Source organism: Oscillatoria nigro-viridis PCC 7112, assembly GCF_000317475.1.
GTDB classification, from domain to species: domain Bacteria; phylum Cyanobacteriota; class Cyanobacteriia; order Cyanobacteriales; family Microcoleaceae; genus Microcoleus; species Microcoleus nigroviridis.
Genome location: NC_019729.1, coordinates 5861399 through 5883925, shown reverse-complemented (window position 1 = coordinate 5883925; position 22527 = coordinate 5861399). Strand labels below are relative to the sequence as shown.

General features: G+C 43.5%; 10 protein-coding genes. 6 read left to right on the top strand and 4 right to left on the bottom strand.

Features of this window, described 5'->3' with window-relative positions:
* Positions 1-214 precede the first annotated feature (214 nt).
* The 3 genes from OSC7112_RS24450 (at position 215) to OSC7112_RS24440 (ending at position 7970) form a co-directional block, all read left to right on the top strand.
* Positions 215-4816 (top strand): tetratricopeptide repeat protein, encoded by a 4602-nt coding sequence (locus OSC7112_RS24450; protein ID WP_015178413.1) that lies wholly within the window; start codon positions 215-217, stop codon positions 4814-4816.
* Between the two features lie 448 nt (positions 4817-5264).
* Positions 5265-6911 carry a tetratricopeptide repeat protein gene (locus OSC7112_RS24445; protein ID WP_015178412.1) on the top strand — a complete coding sequence of 549 codons (1647 nt, stop codon included), beginning with the start codon at positions 5265-5267 and terminating at the stop codon, positions 6909-6911.
* Between the two features lie 213 nt (positions 6912-7124).
* A complete protein-coding gene (locus OSC7112_RS24440; RefSeq protein ID WP_015178411.1) occupies positions 7125-7970 on the top strand; it encodes an FkbM family methyltransferase in 846 nt (281 codons plus the stop codon).
* Positions 7971-8314: 344 nt separating this feature from the next.
* Here the strand turns inward: OSC7112_RS24440 and OSC7112_RS34740 are convergent, their stop codons facing one another.
* Positions 8315-14254: an FkbM family methyltransferase gene (locus OSC7112_RS34740; RefSeq protein WP_015178409.1), complete on the bottom strand. Its 5940-nt coding sequence runs from the start codon at positions 14252-14254 to the stop codon at positions 8315-8317.
* 80 nt (positions 14255-14334) lie between these two features.
* The gene (locus OSC7112_RS24430) at positions 14335-14532 is read right to left on the bottom strand and encodes a hypothetical protein (protein WP_015178408.1); all 198 of its coding nucleotides are present in this window, start codon (positions 14530-14532) and stop codon (positions 14335-14337) included.
* 80 nt (positions 14533-14612) lie between these two features.
* On the opposite strand from OSC7112_RS24430, the gene OSC7112_RS24425 reads away from it, so the two are divergent.
* Both OSC7112_RS24425 and OSC7112_RS38590 read left to right on the top strand, forming a co-directional pair.
* The gene (locus OSC7112_RS24425; RefSeq protein WP_041622721.1) at positions 14613-14930 is read left to right on the top strand and encodes a hypothetical protein; all 318 of its coding nucleotides are present in this window, start codon (positions 14613-14615) and stop codon (positions 14928-14930) included.
* 108 nt (positions 14931-15038) lie between these two features.
* On the top strand, positions 15039-15263 hold the full coding sequence (locus OSC7112_RS38590; RefSeq protein WP_150111604.1) for a hypothetical protein: 225 nt from the start codon (positions 15039-15041) through the stop codon (positions 15261-15263).
* Between the two features lie 56 nt (positions 15264-15319).
* Here OSC7112_RS38590 and OSC7112_RS34735 read toward each other — a convergent pair whose 3' ends face one another.
* A complete protein-coding gene (locus tag OSC7112_RS34735) occupies positions 15320-18787 on the bottom strand; it encodes an FkbM family methyltransferase (RefSeq protein WP_150111603.1) in 3468 nt (1155 codons plus the stop codon).
* Between the two features lie 145 nt (positions 18788-18932).
* Positions 18933-21197: an FkbM family methyltransferase gene (locus tag OSC7112_RS36175; RefSeq protein ID WP_015178406.1), complete on the bottom strand. Its 2265-nt coding sequence runs from the start codon at positions 21195-21197 to the stop codon at positions 18933-18935.
* Positions 21198-21722: 525 nt separating this feature from the next.
* Between OSC7112_RS36175 and OSC7112_RS24410 the strand changes: the two genes are divergently transcribed.
* Positions 21723-22403 carry a class I SAM-dependent methyltransferase gene (locus tag OSC7112_RS24410; RefSeq protein ID WP_015178405.1) on the top strand — a complete coding sequence of 227 codons (681 nt, stop codon included), beginning with the start codon at positions 21723-21725 and terminating at the stop codon, positions 22401-22403.
* The last annotated feature ends 124 nt before the right edge of the window (positions 22404-22527 follow it).

Genomic DNA, 22527 nt, shown 5'->3' with positions numbered 1-22527 from the left:
GGCGCGCAAATCTCCCAGAAACCGTACTGATTCTTACATATTTAGCCGTAAAATCAAAAAATCAGCCGAGAATCCCGGTTCCTCGCCAGCACCGGGGATCAAAAAAATTAAGAATTAGGGGAACAAGCCCGCTACTCTTAGTGTCAAACGCGAGTATAATTGTGAAACGTTTTGACTACCCTATTTAATTCCTGCCTCTGGAGCCGCCGCCCCTATGCCATCAACAGTGAATACAGAATCAACAGCGGTTCAATTTAACCAACAGGGAGAAATATACTTATCCCAAGGAAAAATAGAAGAAGCGATCGCATCCTGCGAGCAAGCTTTGAAGATTCACCCCAATTTTGCACCAGCTTACAAGACTTTGGGCAACGCGCTGCAAGCTCAAGCCAGGATGGAAGAGGCGCGGCACTGGTACGCTAAAGCGATTGAAATAGAACCGAATTTTGCGGAAGTATATGCGAATTTGGGCAGCCTTGGCGCGCAGCAGCAAAAATGGCAGGAGGCGATCGGATTTTATCAAAAGGCGATCGCGATTAAGCCGAATTTCGCTGGAGTGTACCGGAATTTAGCAAAAGTATTCGGACAAATTGGCAAACCGGAAGAAGCGCAGCAGTGCTGGTATCAAGCATTTAGTTTGGAACCGGAAAAAGTAGCGCCTGGGGAACACTTGAATATGGGCGACGCTTTTTTTCGGCAGGAAAAATTCGCCGAAGCGATCGCTTGTTACGATCGCGCAATAAAATTAAATCCTAATGTGGCTACTGCTTACCAAAATTTGGGCGAAGCGCTAAAAAAACAAGGCAAGTTAGAGGAAGCGACAGCATATTATCGCAAAGCTATTGAACTGAACGCAGCTAATGCCAGAAACGGCAGCGAGGGACAGCAAACTTTGGCGGGTGCAACGGCGACAAACGGTGCAGTTAAGCAGCAGCCCGCAGCAACCGCAGTGCAGCAGGCAGTTAAGCCGCCAGTTCAGCAGGCAGTTAAGCCGCCAGTGCAGCAGCCAGTTAATTCTACAATTAATATAGAAGATCCAGAAGCATACAAAATACTGGCAGAAGGCTATTTTGCTCAGGGCAAATTGGAACAGGCGATCGCAGCTTGCAAGAAGGCGCTGCAAATTAAGCCGGAAGCGCCGCTTTACAAAATGCTGGGGAACGCCCTGCAAGCTGGCGGCAAAATTGATGAAGCTAAAAGTTGCTATGTCAAAGCAATAGAAATTAACCCAAATTTTGCCGAAGCTTACGCTAATTACGGCAGCATTTGCGCGCAGCAGGAACAGTGGCAGCAAGCGGTTTCAGCTTACGAAAAGGCGATCGCCCTGAAACCGGATTTTGCAGGTGCTTTTCGCAATTTTGCCAAACTTTTGACGCAGTTAGGCAAGTCGGAGGAGGCGGCTGAGGCTTGGTATCGAGCATTTGCGATCGACCCCAAATCCTGCACCGCCGAGGAACACGAGAATTTAGCCAAAACTTTGATCGAGCAAGGTAAGGTAGATAAGGGAATTGAGTGTTACCGGCGCGCGGTTGAGTTGAACCCAAATGCTGGCGCAGCTTATCACGAATTGGGGGAAATTCTTAAGGGTCAAGAACAGTGGGAAGCGGCGGTAGATGCTTACACAAATGCTATTAGAAACAATCCTAATCTTTCTTGGTCGCACAACAATTTAGCTGAGTCGCTGGTTAAGTTGGAACGGTGGGAGGAAGCTGTAAATGCTTACCGCAAGGCGATCGAATTAAATCCAGATTTTAGCTGGTCTCACAACAATTTAGCCGATGTGTTGCTGAAGTTGGAACGGTGGGAAGAAGCTGTAGAGTCTTACCGGAAAGCAACAGAATTAAATCCAGATTTCAGTTGGTCGCACAACTATTTAGCAGACGCGCTGATTAAGCTGGGAAGGTGGGATGAGGCAATTTCGGCTTACCAAAGGTCGATCGAACTCAATCCCGACCATTTTTGGGCGCACAACAATTTAGCAGAAGCGCTGGTGAATTTGGAACGGTGGGATGAGGCGGTTGTTGCCTACCGGCGTGCTAACGAAGTTAACCCGAATTTCTTCTGGTCGCAGAGCAAATTAGGCGACGCGCTGCTAGAAATGGAAAGGTGGGAGGAGGCGATCGATGTTTACCGGCGCGCGGCCGAGTTAAATCGGGATTTTCCGTGGACTTATTACAACATGGCAACGGCTTTTGAGAAGCTGGAACGGTGGGATGAGTCGATCGCCGCTTACCGCCGCGCTGCGGAAATTCAGGCGGATTTGCCGTGGCTTTCGCAAAAGTTGGCTGATGCTTTGAGGATGCGATCGCAGTGGGATTTGAAGGAGGCGATGCGTTTGTACCGGCGGGCGATTCAGGAGAATCGTGATGACGTGCAGTTGTATCACAAGGCGCTGGAGATTGCGCCGAATGATGCTGACCTTTATGTTGAGCTGGCTAATGCTTTGGTGCGGAAGAATTGGCCGGATGGGGCGATCGTCTTTTATCAGATGGCGTTGCAGATTCGGCCTGATGACAAGGCTATTTCTGGGCTGTTAGAAGAGGTGTTAAAAAAAAAGGGTGTAAGTAGGGGGGCGGAAAAGAGCGATCGCGCTGTTCACGGAAACTCTGGAAATGCGATCGAACACACCCCTGGGATAGCTGCGGAGTACCACGAATTAGGGGCGTCTCTGCAAGAAGAAGGTAAATTTGCCGAGGCTGTGGCCGCCTACCGCAAAGCAATTTCAATTAATCCCAATTACTTTGGAACTCACCACAATTTAGGCGATGTCCTGAAATGGATCGGTAAAGTTGATGAGTCTATTAAAAGCTATCATAAAGCAGCAGAACTGAATCCAAATTTTGTTTGGTCCCACCACAACTTAGCCGATGTATATCAACAAGAAGGTCGGCTTGATGAAGCTGTTGCTGCTTATCGGAAAGCGATCGAGGTGGCTCCTGACTTTGGCTGGTCGTACTACAATTTAGCAAAAACTTTAGCTAAACAAGACAAGCTTTCGGAAGCTCTGGAAGCTTATCAGACGGCGAGCAAACTAGATCCGAAACTTTTTGGTTTGGATTATCAAAACTTGCGAGATTCCCTATTCCTCGGTCAAGACCCAGCTTACACGAAGTGGCGCGCTAAGAACAGCCCCAGAGAAGCTGACTTGCGGAAGATGGCTGAAACATTAGAAATCTTTAACTACAAGCCGCTGATTAGCATCGTCATGCCTGCTTACAATACGCCAGAAAATTATTTGCAGGAGGCAATAGAATCAGTTCTCAATCAGATATATCCTTATTGGGAATTGTGCATTGCGGATGACGCATCAACCGCGCCTCATGTCAAGCAAATTTTGCAAGAATATGCAGCCAAAGATAGCCGGATCAAAGTAGCTTACAGAACAAAAAACGGTCACATTTCTCACTGTTCTAATTCTGCTTTGGAGTTGGCGACGGGTGAATTTGTGTCTTTACTAGATCACGACGATACGCTGACACCAGAGGCTTTGTATGAAGTGGTGCTGCTGCTGAACCGCCACCCGGAAGCGGATATGATTTATTCAGATGAAGATAAGATTTATCAGGATCGGGAACTGATAAATCCTTTCTTCAAGCCAGAATGGAGTCCGGATTCATTTTTGTCTCGGATGTACACTTGCCATTTGGGAACTTATAGGCGATCGCTAATTAATGAAATCGGTGGTTTTAGACCGGGTTTTGAGGGAGCTCAGGATTATGATTTGGTTTTGAGGTTTACAGAAAAAACTGACAAAATCTTTCACATCCCTAAAATTCTTTACCACTGGAGAATGCACGCGGGTTCGGCTGCTGGCGGTGTAGATGCTAAACCCTATGCCTATGATGCAGGGCAAAAAGCTTTGCAAGAGGCGATCGAACGCCGGGGCGAACCGGGGAAAATAGAAGGGGTTCCATACTTTTTGGGACACTTTATTGCACGCTACAAAATTGCGGATTACAAGCGGGTCAGCATCATTATTCCGACGCGGGATTTGGGGGATGTTTTGGACAATTGCTTGGAGTCTATTTTTACTAAGAGCGTGTACCCCAACTACGAAGTTATCGTCATCGACAACGGCAGTCAAGAGCAACACACGGCGAAAATTCTGGCTAAATGGACGGCTAAGGAATCAGCCAGATTTAAAAGTTACCGACTAGACATTCCCTTCAATTTCTCGAAGATTAACAACTACGCTGCTAGCAAAGCGGAGGGAGATTACTTGCTGTTCTTGAATAACGATACAGAGGTAATTACTCCCGATTGGATTGACGGGATGGTTGAACAAGCTCAGAGAAGCTCGATCGGGGCTGTGGGCAATTTGTTGATATACTCAGATAACAAAATCCAGCACGCAGGAGTGGTGATGGGGCTCGGCGGCGGAGTTGCCGGTCACAGTTATTACCATATGCCTCGCTCCATACCAGGGTATTTCGGGAATGTGGTAGGCATGAACAATGTTTCAGCGGTAACTGCTGCGTGTTTAATGTGTCGCCGCGAAGTATTTGAGAGTATTGGGGGGTTTGACGAAGAGCTAACAGTGGCGTACAATGATGTGGATTTGTGTTTGAAAATGCTAGAGAAAGGGTACCGAAATATTTACCTGCCTCATGTAGTTCTCTACCACCACGAATCTAAAAGCCGGGGTTACGAAGACTCGCCTGAAAAGAAAGAGCGGCTGAAGCAGGAATCGAAGCTGATGGAAAGCCGGTGGCAAAAATATATTGAGAATGACCCTTACTACAGCCCTCATTTAACCAGAGCTTGTCAAGACAGCGGTATTAGATTGGAGGACGAGAATTGGCGGGGGAGTCATTAGGAACATCCCTATGAGTTTAAAGTGTCAACTTAAGTCTCAAACCTTGTGTATTTCTGGTTTGTACCCAAGTCTCTATCCCCCTAAATTTCCCTTAAGAAGGGGGACTTTTAAGGCTCTTTTCCCTTGTTAAGAGTCGCTAGGGGGAATCGAGAGAATTGTGACTCAGACTCAAGAAGGAAGACTTTCAACACTCTTGTCCCCCCCTTGCTAAGGGGGGCTAGGGGGGATCGCAAGGATTGTAACCTAGACAGAAGACCGATACAATTCATCAGACGGCACCAATGTCAACAACCTGTAGGGGCGGGTTCGCCGATAGCTTCAAGGGATACCCAAAGACTAAACAACCCGCCCCCACCCCGCGCGAGAATCCTGAATATTGACATTAGTACAAGGTGATCATCAACCCCGATCGACCAAGCAAAAAAAATGAAATCTACGGTACAAAATTATGAATAACTCATTACAAGTGAATGAAGAGACTGCTTCTAATTATTTTCATAGAGGCAACCTCCTGAAACAGTCTGGTAAATTAGAGGAAGCCGCAGCCGCCTACCAGCGCTGTACTGAGCTCAACCCGGATTTTTCCTGGTATCACCACAATTTGGGTGAAGTTTTGGCGAAGTTGGGGCAGCGGGATGGGGCGGAAAAAAGTTACCGCAGGGCCTGCGAACTTAACCAGAATTCGGCTTGGTCTTGGCACAATTTAGGGGAGGTTTTGGAACAGCAGGGCAATCTAGAGGAAGCCGTGGCTGCGTACCGCAAAGCTGTGGAAATATATCCAGATTTTTATGAGTTTTATAACAGCTTGGGTAAGGGTTTGTGTTTGCAAGGTCAACTGGATGAATCTATAAGTTGTTTGCGAAGAGCGATCGAGCTTGACTCGGAATCGGCTTTGCCTTACCAAAATTTGTGGGAGGCTTTGGCAAGACAGGGACGGCTTGAGGAAGGGATTGATTGTTTGCGAAGGGCGATCGATCTAAATCCGGGTGATGGGGAATTGTACCTGAAGTTGGCCGAGGCTTTGCAAGGTAAGAATGAATTAGCAGAAGCCGTGGGTTATTACCGAAAGGCGATTCAGTTGAAGCCAGATTTCCATTGGATTTACTATAAATTGGGAACGGCTTTATCGGCACAGGGTCAATGGGAGGAGGCGATCGCGGCTTACTCGAAAGCGGCTGAGTTGGAACCGGGTTCGGCGATCGTCCACCACTATTTGGGGCATACTTTGTCGATCGTGCAGCGGTGGGATGAGGCGATCGCATCTTATCGGAAAGCGCTTGATCTCGTACCGAATGCGGCAGTGATTTACCAGCATTTGGGCGATGCTTTGGCGAAACTGCAAAAGTGGGAGCAAGCTGTGGGCTCTTATCGCAAGTCGGTTGAGTTCGAGCCAAATTCGCTGGAGGCTCAAGACCATTTAGGGTTTGCTCTATATCAGTTGGGGCGTTACGATGAGGCGATTTCTGCCTATCGCAAAGCTTTGGAAATTGCTCCTGATTCCGATGTAGTTCACTGTCATTTAGGGGAAGCCCTGCAAAGAAGAGCTCGCGTCCAACCGCTTCAGAAAGATGTTGAGCTGGATTTAGAAGAGGCAGTAAAGTGTTATCGCAAAGCAAGCAAATTGAATCCCAGCAATTTGGAGGCGGCTCAAAAGGCTGTGGAGATTAAGTCTGACGACTCGGAGCTTTATTTGCAGCTAGGTAAGGCTTTGGCAGAACAAGGGCAGTTTGATGGGGCGATCGCTCAATACCGCCGCGTTCTCGATCGAAATTCAGACTCTTGGGAGGCGCAGCATTATTTAGGGGAAGCTTTGGCCAAACAAGGGCGGTGGGATGAGGCGATCGATGCTTACGATCGATGTGTGAAGGTTCACCCTAATGATTTTATGTCTTACGCTGGTTTGGGTGATGTTTGGCTCGGTAAGGGAATCCCAGAGAGGGCGATCGAGTTTTATCAAAAGGCGATCGATCTTAATCCTAATTTAGCTGAGGTTTATGATAAGTTGGGTGATACCTTCGCTAAGGTGGGGCGACAAAAGGAGGCTAGTGTTTCTTATCGTCGGGGGCTGGAATTGAAGGAGAAGGCTGGGGAATAGACTTGGGCTTTTTTCAGAAACCCGGTTTTTGCCAAAAACCGGGTTTCTTATGCTATGATTTGCCAAGGGGGAAGGTTGCTCGCTCTAATTCTGATTGGGATGGTTTCCGTTTTTTTGTTTAAGTCCCCTTATAGCTTTTCTTGACAAGAGCTATTTTAAGTACATACATCCACTAAACTATAGAAAATCGCTTGTTTACAAAAGGTAGAACACATGGGACAAAAAGCTAATGCTGAGGATTTTATAGGTCGATACAGAGAAATCGTCTCAGACCCACTCAACCTTCTTATAAAGAGAGATCCCCGTGCTGGATTTGTGGAAGGCAACTATGTTTATCTTCACAACGGTTTGAAGATGCCAATATCGGGTCCTTACGCCTACTACGGTGCGTTCAGTTCTATTCTCTCCATAAATCGCGGGGTACATGAACCATTAGAGGAATTTGTATTTCAAGAGGCATTAAATCGCTTACCAATTTCGCCAATAATGCTTGAACTTGGTGCATACTGGGGGCACTACTCAATGTGGCTAAAAATGGCTCGTTCCAATGCAACCGTTCATCTGGTAGAGCCAGAATTGGAAAATATAAACGCAGGAAAGCATAATTTTGAGCAGAATGGCTTCGTTGGCGAATTCACACAGGCGTTTGTCGGTAAAAATCTGTTTGGGGTTGATAAATATTTAGAGGAAAGAAGAATACAGAAACTTGACATACTTCATTGTGATATTCAAGGATATGAGATGGAAATGCTAGAGGATTGCTCCAATTCATTAGCAACCAAAATCATAGACTATCTCTTTATTTCAACTCATTCCCAACAATTGCATCAGGATGTTATAAAACGGCTTGAGAATTTCGATTATAGAATTGAAGTATCCTCCGATTTCGATTACGGCACTACTTCTTTCGATGGCTTTATCTTTGCCACCAGTCCTGGTATTGAACCAGTATTCAAACAATTTACTCCAATGAGCAGAATTCAGATCGAGCAGGCACAGCCGGTGCATACGATCAACTACCTGTCAAATATTATACGGGAGACCAAAATTCACGAGTAAGCTGTCGCGCATTTAAATTGTATATTCAGGGCGGGCGGGACGCCCACCCCACAAGACTTTAATTTTTTTTGACATACAATTTAAATGCAGAACAGCTTACGTTATTTTTTAGCAAACTATAGATTCATTCGATCTAACCACATCCGATTTTAATAATGCGATAGCAACAAGTGTGTTAAGTGGATGAGTCAGACTCAAGCTACTGAATGTATTGAGGATGAACCGGTTTACGCCAGAAACGCAAAACGCAAGGGCTTCAGATAATTGACCTTTTTGTTTCAGTTGGTTAGCTGTTTTAAAATAGGTAGTCATGGTTTTTGTTATTGGCCATTGGCAAAATGGTCTTAATTTATCGTTACTTTATCAGAGTTAGGGTTGAGCGTTGCTAATTGTGACTGCGCTTGTTTCAGTTTTAAACGGGAGCGATCCAATTCTCTCTGCATTTGTTCTGCCGTTTGTTTCCAACTATTCAACTGAGATTTTACCCAGTCCTTTTCCGATTGAGTCGCCTCTAATTTAGCTTGTACCCCCTGAGTCGATCGCTGCCAAGTTTCCACTTGCGCTGATAAGTCAGATTTTTCTGCTTGAGTTTGCTGTAAGTGTGACTCTTTTTCTTCTAACTGAGACTGTAATCTATCCAGAGATTGGGTAAATTGTGCTTGTATCTGCTGTACTTGCTGGGCTAACTCTTTTGCTTCTGCAATAAAAGCCTCTTTTTGAGCCTCTAAAATAGCGGGGTTAGCCTCTGCATACTGGCGATATTGGTTAAAAATAATCTCCCGAGTGCGAGTAAAATCGGCTCGATTATGGCTACTGGTGTTAGTGCCATCATTTCTTTGGGTAAATTCGCAGGTAGTTTCCTTTATATGGGCTATGTTAAATTTGCGAGATAGCCGAATTATTAAATCCCAATCTTCATGGGTTGATAGGGTTTCATCAAATAAGCCCACTTCATCTAAGCAGGATTTTTCGTGCATTAGACATAAGTTAGGAGTGCAGTTACTCACTAAGATTTTGTCATTATCAAAGTCTAGCGAGTAGGGCACACTACGCTGAACTGTCACATATTCACCATTTTGTTTTTCCTGTTGCGCCATGACAGCATCGGTGTAGGCGATTTTATATTCTCCATTTTCTAGGAATTTGACTAGGGTTTCGATGTGATTGGGGTAGTAGATATCGTCGTCGTCTAAGTACGCGATGTATTTACCACGGGCGGCGCGGATGCCAGTGTTACGGGCGGCGGAGCGATCGAGAGCGCGATCGTGTTTTTTATAGACAATGTTACCCTTGGTATTGAGGCGTGAGATGACTGATTGTACGTCAACGCCCCCATCGTTGACAACAATGATTTCTAATTCTGTAAAGGTTTGATTGAGAACGCTTTGGATAGCTTGGGTAAGCATTTCGGGGCGGTCTTTAGTGGGGATGATGACACTGACAAGGGGGCTACCTGTGTTAACAGTTGATTGCCCTATTTGGCGATAGGGTAGTGCGTTTAGTTCTGATGGAGCAATTGGCACTACCACGTTAACAGGGGAAACTCCCTCACGGGATATGCCATATTCTGCCCAAATCTGTATGGGCTCATCCACAGGTGCATTACCAGATGTTGATAAGCCATCAGGGTTATGGTAGTAGATGCCAAGTGTTTCTGGAATATGTACAAGTTTTTCAGTTTTGCCAATACGTAGCCAAAACTCGTAATCTGCGGCGGCAATTAGATCTGTTCGGAAATAGCCATGACGATTGTGTATGTCCTTTCTCCACATTGGCTGGGGGCCGCAAATACACTGACGTTCCAGTTCAGAGTAGTCAAAATGCGGCCAACTAAAGCGCTGAGTAGCTTGATTTGTGAGCCATGTCTCATTAGCAACCGTACTGATTAACTGGTCGGCATAGACTAAACTTGTGTCAGGGTGAGTATCTAAATCGTTAGCCAATATCTCTAGCGCATCAGGTCGATGACGATCATCCGCATTAGCATTTGTAATATACACTCCCCGCGACATCTTAATTGCTCGGTTCCAAGAGGTATATAAAGGTTCACGCTCTGTTGTCCTTTCGTAGACTATATTTGGATACTTTGACTGGAATTCTCGCACAATTGCCTGCTCATTTTCGGGAGAAGCACTATCAATAACTATAATTTCAACTTCTCCTTTTTGGTATAGTGTTTGTTCTACCAAGTCTTGCAGACAGCCACGAATAAATTTTTCTGATTTATAGGTGGAGACGATAGCTGAAACTTTGAAACGAGAGCGATCGTACTGCGTATTTAGGAAGGACGTTCTGGAAAAAGTTACTTGGCTATATTGCTGATCGAGTAGCGCTGTTCGCAAGACCGATACTAATTGTTCTACGACCTTATAAATACTGAAGGATTTTTGAGCAAACGCAGCCGAAACTTGGCGGATTGAATCGTCATAATCAATTTTTTTAAATGCCTTAATTATTGTCTTTGCCAACTCTTGTTCAGTGTTAGGTGAATATAGAAAACCTGTTTTGCCATCTATAAGAGTTGCAGCTACCCCGCCTACATGGTGTACTACAGGAATACAGCCACAGGCTTGAGCTTCAACTGATACAAGGCTGAAACTTTCTAGGTAAGACGGTAAACAAAGGATGCTGTGCCGAGAATAAATTTCAGGCATTCTATTACGAGGAACCGATCCCTGAAAATATACTCCATTCCGTTCTACAATTTTGAGATCTTTTTCATAGCTATCACTGTGATCCAGCCATAGCGCGGCACTTCCATAAACATGAACTTCTGCGTCAGGGAAAATGCGATTTACAATGGGTAATGCTTCTAATAGGACGTGGAGACCTTTATCCGAAACTATGGCTCCAGCAAACAGGATAGAGTGTTTACTTCGCGCTACTGGCTGTGGAGTGAAAATGTCTCCTACCATGTTTGTACATATTTGAGTTTTTTCAGGAGGAGCACCTTGGGAAATCGCTGCATCCCGGTGAATTTCTGAAAGACATAGGATAGCGTCTAAGTCATTAAATCGTTTGATGTCTTCAGCTTCAAAATACCAGCAGTGGTGATGTAAAATCCATATCTGTCCTGGTCGCTTAGGAATATTTAATAACGTTCTGATGACTGCACCCAAAATCACAACATCATACTTTGATATAAAAGCTTCTCTATCTTGAGGCTTCGGAAATGCTAAAAATTTTACACCCTTATAGGTATGCGATTTGGTTATATGATCTCCTGTGATTTCAACACACAAAGAAGGATATAATTTTGCCAGTGATGTCGCTAAACTTATAATTGCTGTAGCGGCTCCGCCATCTGCAATATGGCTGGTATCAGTAAAGCCAGCATAGTAAAAAAGTATTTTACATACATCTTTGGACTCCGAATTTATAACTGGGCGATGATATTTTACGTCACCGGGTGAATATGGATGCGTACTAGGTGATTCGGCAATACCGTTCCCCCAGTCTATATCCCAAATGTCAAGTTCTGAAAAATAGTCGTAACCGTATTCCTTAAACCATTGTAGAACCTGTTTTTCTCGCCATTGCTCTGGCCAATTATAGATTGTTTTATCAAAAAAAGGATAACCATAAAACCATTCAGGCGGACAGGGACGTAAGCCTAGATTGGTTTCATCTTTGCTAAGTCCATAAATACTATTAATTTCTTGAATTGATTTTTGCGGTTGCCTAATGTGTTCCAAGCAACGATACCAAGCTTGCTTAACAAGGAGATTGCGCCAGTTTACAAATTGAAAATGAAGTAATCCATAATCATCTCCCTCAATCGTATATAGGTTGCCTTCAAGACCCAGGGGCATTTTACCTACATGGAATGCTTCGTCACCGTAATAACATTTACCATTATCAGCAAATATAATCTGTTTATAATTATTTGTCCAAACTGATGTATCATGTCGATATTGATTTACCGAACGCCACAACTGAATCCATGCTAATTGCAGCCTATCACCTGGGTTAAGCTTCAGGATTTCCTTACGTAAGAACTCATTTTCTATAAGGTTTGATGTAAAAGCTTCATCTGCATCGATAAAAATGAAGTGTGTTCCCCCAATTTCTCGACCAGCATCCAATAGTGGTTTTTGACGTCCGCTTTCGCTGTATTGCCATGACTCAGTTTTTCTGATGATTCGCTCAATAGGATATTCTTTCCGCAGGGATTCAACAATTTCCACTGTATTATCATCTGAAACATCGTCATGAACGCAAATAGCATCAACAAACTTTGCAACAGCCCGAATACAAAAAGCAATCTGTATTGACTCGTTCTTTGTCTCAATCAAGGCGACAATTTTTTTTCTAGAATTTAAGGCATCTAAAATTTCTTTTTGATGAATTTGATTGCCTTTGAGCCAAAAAGAGTTTCCCTCACCTCCGCCACTTTGATTCAGTCCGATACCTGATAGATAGATACTGTGGTCTGCTAGATACTTCTCTAGATTAGACAGTTGGCACTGATTTTGGTACATAGTTCTGTACAACCAAACTTTTAAAAAGAGAGAAGAACAACGCTCCAATGTTTGTTTGGCACCTTTAAGAACTTTTAGTTCGGCTCCTTGCACATCGCACCTGAGTAAATCAATCTGCTTTCGAGCTAGTGGAGCAAAACTGTCTAGAGTGACTGTGACTACTGTGTATGCTTCTGCTGGAGATGCACCGAAAGTAGTTAGTTCTTGAGCTTGCTCTTCTTGAACTCTCATCGGAAGAAGAGAGCCTGTTCCGTCTAGGGTTGTTTCATAAAAAACAGCGGTTCCATTTTCTTCTGAGACAGCATAGTTGTGACAAAAAACACGCCGACTTCCGGCAAAACGCTCTAACAGTAGGGAGAAGTAACGCTGGCTTGCTTCAAACGCATGAATCTCTGCATTTGGATAGTTTTGTAAAAATGTATCTATCTCGTATCCCAAGTGAGTGCCAACGATAACAATACATCCAACTTCATTGGCTGATTTCCCTATAAACTCGTGGAAATAGTGTTCAGTCGTATGTTGAATTTCTGCATAAGGAGGATTACCTGATCCACCTGTGTAGGCCTTCGTTGCTGGCAGAAAGGGGCAGATTTCGCTGAATAAGTGGTTGAGCCGAACCATGAATAAATCTTGACCGTTATCAAACATTAACGAATAGCCTAATTCTGCTAGGTATGATATAATTTGTTGCCTATCTTTGCCATATTCGACTACAATCATTGAGGGGCGGAATCGTGAGAAATCAAGACTTTTTAGAACATCAAAATCAAAGCCTTCAGTATCTATTGAAATAAAATCTATTTCTGGAATACCGTTTTCATCAAGAATTGTTGTCAGCCTCTGGATGGAAACTTTTTCTTTTTCCCATAACATTCCATACTCTTCTTGCCAACGCAGTGTTTCCGACTCTAAAAATGTAGAAACATCACTTTGCCATTCTGGTATGTCAGGATTGATACCAACATTTATATCTAGTTCTCCTTCTTCTAATCCTACGGCTGCACGGATGCACTTGACAGAGGTATTCTGATAGGATTGTGCCAGTTTTTCAAAATTCCTTTTTACTGGCTCTATACAGAGTCCAGTCCAGCCATAAGTTTCATATAAGCGGCGTACATTGCTGTAATGTACGCCATCACAAGCTCCTACCTCGACAAATATTTTATTTTTCGGCGGATAGTCTAGAAAGAATTTTTCAATGACCTTATCCTGTTCGCATTGCGAGTAATAGCCACGAGCGTGGTTGGGATATTCTCTGGCAAACCAAAATTGAGGGTTAATTGACTCTACAGCGGCACAGGCTTTATCAACAAGATTGATCTTGCCAATCTTCTTGGCTGCCTGCGCCATCAACCACAAAGTTTGCCAATCTCCCTTGCCACTGAGAACTTCTATTAGCTTTTCACCGTTACTACTGTTTTGTTTGAGTATTTTGCTCAAAATACCTTCAGCTTTGTCTGTCAATTTCTGCTTTACAAGATCATCTACTACGGTCAGTAATTTTTGATCGTTGAGCTGACCTTGCAAGATGTACTCATCTATTTCAATTTCTTTTTTAATTTGATGCTGAGGCGGTTGCAAATGCGAGCGCTCCACGTCTGCCTGAATTTGCTGAAGTTTACTTTGCGAGCGCTCCAAGTCTATCTGAATTTGCTCTAACGAAGATTCTTTCTTCGACAATTCTAGTTTATGTTGATTCACGCTGGCGGCTTTGGACTCTTCTCTCCGCTTCTCTTCTCTCAAATTCAGCCCTTCTTGATACAGTTCCATGTCATTAATTAATATATGTTCTAGATCATTCATCGTTTTTCTTCTTAATTACTCAGCAACTGCAGAGCAACCGCTGAAGTTTTTCTTAGGAAAACTGTCCTGCCAGTATACCATTATAGCTTGCTTGTTGGCTTAATCGCAACTGCCTGACGAACCAATTGTTTCCACTCTTCTGAGTTTGTGAGTGAATAGGGATCGAGGTGTCGCCCTTTTTCTAACGAGAAATTTGCCAAACTCTCTAACAAGTTGACGATTGTTTCTGTTTGGGAAGAAGGCGTGCATTTTAAGGATTCCTGCAAGCACTTTTGCATTTTCTTCAAATCGCCACTTTGATATGTAATAAATATTCTACTTTTAACTTCCAGTCGCCCTAAGATAACTTACTCCCAAAATGGTTCCTCAGAAGCTTACCACAAATGAGGGTAATTTTTGCCCGATCGCCCCCAATGAACTCCCACTGAACTCAAGCCGTTGCTTTCCCAAGAATATCAGACTTCATGCCTCTGAGGATGTTCCCGCACGCACCAGGTATTATATATGGGCGATCGCCCGCCAAGCCCTAAGCCATTCAGCTTGGAACAATATTATATATCCAAAAACTAAACAAGCCAAAATCAACCCAAAAAAAGCTGTGACCAAATTCGACAAAGGCAATCAACTTCTACAAGGAGGTAAGTCTAGAGAGCTAACAGCCTCAACTGCACCATAGATAGCAAATTAACATCAAATCCGACAAGTAGCTCGGAAATAAAACTTTGGAAATAGCTTAAGGAGAAGCGACATGAGCAACATGGTAGAGCAAGATGAGAACTGAATTTTGTGCGTAGATGAGTCGTGGTCGGATGACTATGATATTGGGATTCGGGGCTGGATTGTCAGCAAAAAGAGAAGTTTAGAGCAGGTTGAAATCTGTCTGGGCAATACTTGCGTGCCAATTACTTCTTGGCATCCGCGCCCTGACATAGCGATAGCGCTACCGCAATACTACAACGAAAAATGTGGCTTTGTGGTTCATCTAAACCGCACTGCATTGAAGGTATAAGAGAGACTTGGCTGTAGTTTTAGCGCTTGTTGATAATAAGCGCGATCGGCTTCATCCTATTCCCCAACCACACTCATAATTTCCTTTAACTTATCATGAGCCTCAGAAAAACTTGGGTTTAAATAAACAGCCCTGCGGTAACACACGATCGCCCGCTCCTGCTTCCCTTGCTCTAACAGAGTATTGCCCAGGTTAAAGTATTCCTCTGCCGTTGTTTGAGGTTCCAAAATCACGGCTGCATAAGAACACTCGACAGCTTCATCTGGCTTGCCAATTTGCGAAAAAACCTTAGCCAAGTTGCGGTAAAAACCAGCAAAATGCGGTTGAATCGCGATCGCTTTTTGGTAGGATGCGATCGCCTCTTGCCACTGTTGCTGCTGTGCGTGAATAGTCCCCAGGTTTGCTAAAGCTTGAGCAAAATCAGGCTGAATTTCCAGAGCGCGAATGTACCAACTCTTTGCCTCATCCAGTTTACCCTGAGCTTGGAAGACATTCCCCAAAGTCTTGTACGCCGGAGCAAATGTGGGTCTAATCTTTAATGCTTGCTCGCAAACGGAGATCGCATCTTCTAACTTTCCTTGAACTAAATACAACTCTGCCAGTTGATTTAACGGAGCAGCAGCCCCCTCCATCTCTCGCAGTTGAGTCAGAGCTTCGATTAGCTGAGACTTGGTGTGTGCGAGTTCCTCCTGAGTTTTTTGGTATTGAATCTGCCTAAGTTCAAGCTCGTCTTTAATTGGTTGTAGTTCCTCTTGAACTTGTTGCAGTTTAGTTGTAAATTGCTCAAATCCCCCTGGATTTTGGTGCTGTTTTGTCTGAGATTGCGATCGCTTCAATTCTTCCTCGGTTTCCTCTGGCTGAGAATCCAGTTGTCTGACTTCTTTTGATAAGGCATCTGTTCCACCATCTTCAAGCTGTAACTCTCTGTAACTTTCTTGCCTGATAAGGGCGACAATTTTTTTTCTAGAATTTAAGGCATCTAAAATTTCTTTTTGCTGAATTTCATTGCTTTTGAGCCAAAAACCGTCTCCCTGACCTCCGCCAATTTGATTCAGTCCGATACTTGATAGATAGATACTGTGTTCTGCCAAATACTTCTCTAGATTAGACAGTTGGCACTGATCTTGGTACATAGTTCTGTATAACCAAACTTCCAAAAAGAGAGAAGAACAACGCTTCAACGTTTGCTTTGCGCCTTCAAGAACTTTTAGTTCAGCTCCTTGCACATCACACCAGAGTAAATCAATCTTCTTTCCCGCTAGTGGAGCAAAACTGTCCAGAGTGACTGTGGCTACTGTGTATGCTTCTGCTGGAGATGCACCGAAAGTAGTTAGTCCTTGGTCTTGATCTTCTTGAATTTTCATCGGAAGGAGAGAACCCGTGCCGTCTATCGTTGTTTCATAAAAAACAGCGGTTCCATTTTCTTCTGAGACAGCATAGTTGTGACAAAAAACACGCCGACTTCCGGCAAAACGCTCTAACAGTAGGGAGAAGTAACGCTGGCTTGCTTCAAACGCATGAATCTCTGCATTTGGATAGTTTTGTAAAAATGTATCTATCTCGTATCCCAAGTGAGTGCCAACGATAACAATACATCCAACTTCATTGGCTGATTTCCCTATAAACTCGTGGAAATAGTGTTCAGTCGTATGTTGAATTTCTGCATAAGGAGGATTACCTGATCCACCTGTGTAGGCCTTCGTTGCTGGCAGAAAGGGGCAGATTTCGCTGAATAAGTGGTTGAGCCGAACCATGAATAAATCTTGACCGTTATCAAACATTAACGAATAGCCTAATTCTGCTAGGTATGATATAATTTGTTGCCTATCTTTGCCATATTCGACTACAATCATTGAGGGGCGGAATCGTGAGAAATCAAGACTTTTTAGAACATCAAAATCAAAGCCTTCAGTATCTATTGAAATAAAATCTATTTCTGGAATACCGTTTTCATCAAGAATTGTTGTCAGCCTCTGGATGGAAACTTTTTCTTTTTCCCATAACATTCCATACTCTTCTTGCCAACGCAGTGTTTCCGACTCTAAAAATGTAGAAACATCACTTTGCCATTCTGGTATGTCAGGATTGATACCAACATTTATATCTAGTTCTCCTTCTTCTAATCCTACGGCTGCACGGATGCACTTGACAGAGGTATTCTGATAGGATTGTGCCAGTTTTTCAAAATTCCTTTTTACTGGCTCTATACAGAGTCCAGTCCAGCCATAAGTTTCATATAAGCGGCGTACATTGCTGTAATGTACGCCATCACAAGCTCCTACCTCGACAAATATTTTATTTTTCGGCGGATAGTCTAGAAAGAATTTTTCAATGACCTTATCCTGTTCGCATTGCGAGTAATAGCCACGAGCGTGGTTGGGATATTCTCTGGCAAACCAAAATTGAGGGTTAATTGACTCTACAGCGGCACAGGCTTTATCAACAAGATTGATCTTGCCAATCTTCTTGGCTGCCTGCGCCATCAACCACAAAGTTTGCCAATCTCCCTTGCCACTGAGAACTTCTATTAGCTTTTCACCGTTACTACTGTTTTGTTTGAGTATTTTGCTCAAAATACCTTCAGCTTTGTCTGTCAATTTCTGCTTTACAAGATCATCTACTACGGTCAGTAATTTTTGATCGTTGAGCTGACCTTGCAAGATGTACTCATCTATTTCAATTTCTTTTTTAATTTGATGCTGAGGCGGTTGCAAATGCGAGCGCTCCACGTCTGCCTGAATTTGCTGAAGTTTACTTTGCGAGCGCTCCAAGTCTATCTGAATTTGCTCTAACGAAGATTCTTTCTTCGACAATTCTAGTTTATGTTGATTCACGCTGGCGGCTTTGGACTCTCCTCTCCGCTTTTCTCTTAGATTCAGAGCTTCTTGATACAGTTCCATGTCCGCACTTAGAATATGTTCGAGGTTGTTCATCAACTTACTGTCATCCAACATTTCTTGCAAAAGATTTTGATATTTGGGATATGGATTCTCATTAAAAACCGACACTTCCATTTCAGACCATCCTAGCTTTTTTTTTAGGTCTTCCATGTCCTCTTTAAAAAAATCTTGTATCCCTACAAAGTAAAAATCGCTGAGTTTCATCCCACTAATTATTGAGGGCGCACTCCAATATTTTATGGCAGGCAACTCTGCAAACTCAAATATATCCATTTGAGTTTCTTGTATGTGGCGTATTAGGGGTGAATCATCCGTGGCGGGTATTCCTTTTTGAAAGAAATAATAGGAAATTAATTTCAATATAGGATTTCTTAACCAAATTATCCATTTTGCCTCTGGAAAATATTCCTTGTACTTACTCACAGGAAAATGACCGTGAATCACTCGATGCTGAGGGGAAATCCACTCCAGAGCATGGGTAACTGGCCGGGACTCAACTTTTTCCGTGAATCCATCTAAAAAATAGTCACAAAAAACTTGTTCGGAGCCATAAACCTGTATTAAGATTTGACGGAACGTTGAGCCTGCTGTTTTGGGCAAGTGAACTGAAATGATTTCAACCAAAGCAAGAACCCCCTTTTGCACTAATCCTTGGATTTGTTAGTTAACTTTTATTTTGTGTTATAGTTATCGCTGTCTCAGTGACCACTATAGCCTAATACACAGAAAAAAAAATAGTCATCAGGAAGTTATCTAATCACAACATTCCTCAGCGCTTACTTACAGTAACTCTCTGTTGCATCAGTCGTTTCCACTCTTCTGAATTGGTCAATGCGTAGCTATCAAAACCATGTCCCTTTTCTGATGAAAATTTAGCAAAACTATCTAACCAGTTGACTACAGACTCGGTTCGTGACAGAGGTGTAATCTTCAAAGACTCCTGCAAACGCTCTTGCATTTTCTTCAAATCGCCACTTTGGTAAGCATACCACGCATCCCACACTAGAAGTGTGTACGGCATCTGGTTCTCGACACCTCGATAGCTAACCGCATATTGCTGGAAATGCGATCGATCCAACTCTTCCTGAACTTGGACAAGTTGAGACTGATAATGCTGAGACTCTTCCTGAACTTGGACAAGTTGAGACTGATAATGCTGAGACTCTTCCTGAACTTGGACAAGTTGAGACTGATAATGCTGGGACTCTTCCCGAACTTGGACAAGTTGAGACTGATAATGCTGGGACTCTTCCCGAACTTGGACAAGTTGAGACTGATAATGCTGGGGCTCTTCCTGAACTTGGACAAGTTGAGAGTACAACCGCTTCAATTCATGTTGAAGTTGATGGTTTTGAGACTGTGACTGCTGCAATATTGCTTCTGTCTGACGCTGCTGAGCTTGGGACTGTTCCAATTCTCCTATAACCTGGACAAGTTGAGAGTGCGCTCGCTTCCATTCCATGCTGCTGCTGCGAAGTTTAGACTGCGACTGTTCTAATTCTCCCTGAACTTGTCCAATTTGAGAACCCAATCGCTCCGCTTCCAACTGAATATGCTCTACTTGGGAGTTGCACTGTGCTAATTCGGCCTGAGACTGTGCTAATTCGGCCTGAGTTTGATGCAGTTGAAAACGAGTTCGCTCTAATTCCCACTCACTTTGATGCAGTTGAGAATTCTTGTGTGCTAACTCTGCTCTATTTTGATGCAGTTGTGACTGCGACTGTTCCAATACTGCCTCAGTGGAGCGCAGTTGTGACTGAGATTGTTCCAATACTGCCTGAGTGGAGTGAAGTTGTGATTGAGATTGCTCCAACTCTGCCTGAGTGGAGTGAAGGTGTGATTGAGATTGCTCCAACTCTGCCTGCGTCGAATGCAGTTGTGACTGAGATTGCTCCAACTCTGCCTGCGTCGAATGCAGTTGTGACTGAGCTTGCTCCAACTCTGCCTGCGTCGAATGCAGTTGTGACTGAGATTGCTCCAACTCTGCCTGCGTCGAATGCAGTTGACCTTGATACTCTTGCAACAGTGTCTCAGCTTGTTGCATTCGATCTTGGAATTGTTCCAATACTTCCTGAGTTTGATGCAGTTGACTTTGGTACTGTTGCGCTTCCCCCTGAATCTGTTGCAGCAGAGCCTTACACTGTTCCAACTCCTCTCTAGTCTGGTGCAACTGAAACTTAGACAGCTCTAATTCTTCTGTTCCCGATATTGTTATTACATTTTTATTGTTTCCTGAACCATCGCTTGGGGGGGTGGTTTCATTATAGGGAGCGCAAACTTTTGCAACTTCATCTTGGGCTATATTAAAATCACGAAAAGCAATAATGTTTCCATAGCCACCGTTCGGATAAAATATAGAATCTGGTTCTAAAGTGGACGACTGCAACTCAAATATTTTGGCTTCTGTATCCAGCGCATTATCTATCATAATGCTGCAATTGTATCCGCACTCCTTCAATGCTCTGATACACTCCATAGTAGCGCTCACATACTTGGGCGACCAACCATATTGACCTTTTTCCTTAGAGTCGCCACCCCCATATTCAAACATAACTACGCTGGGCAGCCAAGCTTTGGGTAATTCCCCCAATTTAGTAATAACTGTAGACTCCGCACCTTCTATGTCTAGCTTTAAACAAGTTACTTTTTGAGCATTGAAGTTTAACAGTAACTTAGATAATGTCAATGATTGTACTTCTCTTGTCTCTGTAGAAACACCAAACCAATCCGCTTCAAGTGAAGCATAATTACTATCACATCCTGCAGCCACATTTCCTAAATGAATAGTCTTAGTGCCGTTGACATCAGATAGGCAAGCTTCTATTAAAGTGATGCTGTCATATTGACACAAAACCCGAACTCCTTCCACAGGGAGGGGTTCAACAGCGATAGTTTTAAATCCCAGCATAGAAAACATCTCGCAGTAAAATGCAAATGTTCCCACCCCAACATCTATACAAATTCCTTCTCGCTTTTCGTCTACCAAAGGAAGAACATAGCTTAAAATTCTTTGACAACAAGCTTCTACACGCATCAGCCATCCTCCTTATGATTGTGATTCCAGAGATTACTATCTAATAAATATTCTACTTTTAACTTCCAGTGGGGCTAAGACAACCTACTCCCAAAAAGGTTTCTCAGAAGCTTACCACAAATGAGGGGAATTTTTGCCCGATCGCCCCCAAGGAACTCCCAATGAACTCAAGCCGTTGCCTTCCCAATGATATTGGACTTCAGCCCTCTGAGGATGTTCCCGCAGGCACCAGGTATTATAGATGGCCGATCGCCCCCAAGCCCTAAGCCATCGAGCTTAACAATAGATATTATCCCAAAAATCAACACACGAAGACGATCGCACTCAAGCGATCGACCAACACGCGCGATCGATCGACCAACACGCGCGATCGGGTAAACTAGAAAGGTCGATCGGGCCTCACCCCCGTGCCCTTGACTCAAAGCCCAATGTATGTATCACCGTAGAGAACTATGGTTGTGCGATAGCACAAATTAACTTAAAGTTGATCTTGAGCAAGCAAATTTTTAAGGAGAGAGGTTAACTATGGATTCTTGGCAAGTACGGAGAGATATTGCTTTTCAATACCTAAGCGGGGAGGGAATAGAAGTAGGAGCCCTTCATATTCCTCTAGAAGTTCCGGCCGGGGTGAAGGTTCATTACGTCGATCGGATGCCTGTTAGCGAATTGAGGAAGCAGTATCCAGAGCTAGCGACGGTTAATCTAGTAGAGGCGGACATTGTAGATAATGGTGAAACTCTGTCATCCATAGCTGATAATTCTTGGGATTTTGTGATCGCCAATCACATGATAGAACACTGTGAAAATCCGATCGGCGCTCTGGAAAACTTTTTGAGAGTTCTTAAACCGGGAGGACTTGTGTATATGGGCGTACCAGACAAACGGCATACATTTGACATCGATCGCCCCCTCACTTCCCTCGACCATTTAATTCGGGACTACAAAGAAGGGCCGGAATGGTCTAAGCTAGGTCATTACGAGGAATTTATCAGGCTAGTTGCCAAACCTCCTGAAGAACAGGTGGCTGCGCGGATACAGCATCTACTTGACATAGATTACAGCATTCATTTTCACGTCTGGACATCTGAGACTTTCCCTGAGTTGCTCGAATACTGTCAGCAACAGCTAGGGTTTAATTTTACTATAGAATTATTCCAAGAAAATTCTCAAGAAATTGTTATAATTCTCAGGAAAACAGCAAATTGACAGCCATATTAATATTTTAGTAATGCTCAGTTCAGCTTGAAGGAATATCCGGATTTAACTAAATTTTATGCTTTTCCAGGTATAGCTAAATCTTATACTGTTAGCACGCTAGTTCAAAAAATAA